Annotated in this window: 2 protein-coding genes; both read right to left on the bottom strand. The window is 56.6% G+C overall.

The window, feature by feature from the left end; all coding sequences use genetic code 11:
- Positions 1–33: 33 nt before the first annotated feature.
- Positions 34–1,260, bottom strand: a complete 1,227-nt coding sequence (locus AC4GMC_RS17170) for an amino acid ABC transporter permease (RefSeq protein ID WP_487877636.1) — start codon at positions 1,258–1,260, stop codon at positions 34–36.
- A 136-nt stretch (positions 1,261–1,396) separates the two neighbouring features.
- Positions 1,397–2,404: an amino acid ABC transporter substrate-binding protein gene (locus AC4GMC_RS17165; protein ID WP_038008589.1), complete on the bottom strand. Its 1,008-nt coding sequence runs from the start codon at positions 2,402–2,404 to the stop codon at positions 1,397–1,399.
- Positions 2,405–2,435: the final 31 nt, after the last annotated feature.

Below are 2,435 nucleotides of genomic sequence, written 5' to 3'. Positions count from 1 at the left end.
CGGACGAAGGCGGTGGAATGATCTTGGGCCATATTACCGCTCCTTCAATTTAACAGAATTGTTGTACCAGTTCATGAACAGCGAAATCAAAAGGCTGATCGTGAGATAGAACAACATCAACAGCAGCACGCATTCTATGGCGCGACCCGTCTGGTTAAGCGTGATGCCCCCTAGGGTACCCGTCAGGTCCATGTATCCTACAGCAATCGCCAACGATGAGTTCTTGGTGATGTTCAGATACTGCGAGATCAGCGGCGGAATGATAACCCGCAGCGCTTGTGGCAGCACCACCAGCGACATGATCCGACCGGGACGAATGCCCAGCGCAGCAGCCGCCTCAGTTTGGCCCTTGGAAATCGCAAGGATACCGGCCCGCACATTTTCCGCGATAAAGGCACCGGTATAGATGCTCAACGCGAACCACAGCGCAATGAATGAGGTGCGCAGCTGCAAGCCGCCCTCGAACCGGAAACGCCCCATTTCGGGCAGTTGTACACCCACCGGACGGCCAAGAACCAAGTACATCACAAGCGTCGGCACGACCAAAATAGCCAGAGCGGGCAGCCAGAATGGCAGCTCCTTACCAGTCGCAAACAGGTGTTTCTTGACGTAGCTTTTGTAAACAAAGATCCCGATGATCGAGGCGATGAAGGTCCAAAAGACAAACATTCCGCCTGCTTCAAAGGTCAACCGCGGCACGAACACGCCTTGGTTTGTGAACGCCATCACCCCAAAGATCAGAGTTCGCGCAGGGTCAGAGCCATCTCGCGGGATGCGGAACTCTGCGATGGGCGCAAACACGTTGGCGGTGACCGTAAAGATAATGATCAGCCAGATCAGCACGGGGATGTTACGGAAAATCTCGACATAAACTGACATCAGCTTGGAGATGATCCAGTTGTTCGAAAGCCGCAGCACACCGGCGATAACGCCAAAAATTGTCGCTGTTACACAGGCCAAAAAGGCCACGATCAGCGTATTCATCGCACCCACGACAGTGGCGCGAAGATGCGTGTCCTGACTGTTGTAAGGGATGGGCTGTTGGTTGATGTCATAGCCCGCAGGCGCACCAAGGAATTCGTAGCTCAGGTCCTGACCAAGACGGTCAAGGTTGGCGAGCAGGTTGCTCACCAAATAACTAACAGAAAGAATAATAGCCAAAAGGGCAATGAATTGGAACGTATAGGAGCGGTACCGTGTATCGCTCAGCAGCATTCCGATGCGGAACGCACTTTTGGGTGGATCACTCAACGTGGTCATAAGTCTGTCCCCGGTTCCCCTGGGTCTGGCCAGTTTGGCGGCAGCGCGTGTGTCGCGCTATCCCTGCCCTAGGGTGTGTGGTGGTCTGTAAAGGAAAAGGGCGCAACCTTGGTTGCGCCCCTTCCCGTATCGGATCTTAGCGGAAGGGGGGGCTGTACAGCAGGCCGCCGTCTTTCCACTGGGCGTTCAGCCCGCGTGCCAGACCGATCGGTGTCTCGGAACCGATGTTGGACGCGAAGATCTCGCCGTAGTTGCCACCAACCGCCAGAGCGCGCTTCGCCCACTCTGCGTCGAGGCCGATCATTGCACCCAGATCGCCTTCGCGACCCAGCAGACGGTTAACCTCGGGGTTGCCGGACTCGGCGTCGAGGTTCGCGGATGTCACACCCAGCTCTTCAGCTGTGATAAGCGCGTTGAGCGTCCAGCGTGCGATATCGCCCCACTCGTTGTCGCCGTGACGTACCAGCGGGCCGAGTGGCTCTTTGGATACGACGTCGGGCAACAGAACGTGTGCGTCGGGTGTTTCGAAGTTAGCGCGCTGAGCGGCCAGTGCGGAACGGTCCGTTGTGTACACGTCACATGCGCCAGCAAGATATTGCTGAACAGCTTCGGAACCAGTTTCGATTGGCACGGGCTCGTAGCTGATGTTGTTGGAGCGGAAGAAGTCAGCAAGGTTCAGCTCGGTTGTTGTACCGGTCTGAATGCAGACAGTCGCGCCATCAAGCTCAGTCGCGGAGGACACGCCGAGGTCTTTGGGGACCATGAAGCCCTGACCGTCGTAGTAGTTCACGCCAACGAATTCGAACTTAAGGTCCGTATCACGGGAGAATGTCCACGTTGTGTTACGTGCCAGCAGATCGATTTCGCCGGAAGCGAGCGCGGTGAAGCGTGTTTTGCCGGTGGTCGGGACGAAAGTCACGGCATTGCCGTCACCCAGTACAGCCGCTGCCACGGCGCGACACACAGCCACGTCGAAACCTTGCCAAACGCCATTCGCGTCGGGCTCAGCGAAGCCGGGAACGCCTGTGGTCACACCACAGTTCAGCGTGCCGCGCGCTTTGACTTCATCAAGTGTGGACGCAAATGCGCCGGATGCTGCCAGCGTTGTTGCAGCCAAAGCACCCAAAAACAGAGTCTTTTTCATATTTACCTCTTCCTGATCCACCGCCCCTGTT

It is taken from the genome of Thalassobacter sp. (assembly GCF_982993085.1).
The sequence above is the reverse complement of the archived record's forward strand: the minus strand, read 5'-3'. Positions and strand labels throughout refer to the sequence as shown.

Coding starts and splice junctions, on each gene's coding strand:
- AC4GMC_RS17170 (WP_487877636.1), bottom strand. CDS start 1,260: ATGACCACGTTGAGTGATCCACCCAAAAGTGCGTTCCGCATCGGAATG.
- AC4GMC_RS17165 (WP_038008589.1), bottom strand. CDS start 2,404: ATGAAAAAGACTCTGTTTTTGGGTGCTTTGGCTGCAACAACGCTGGCA.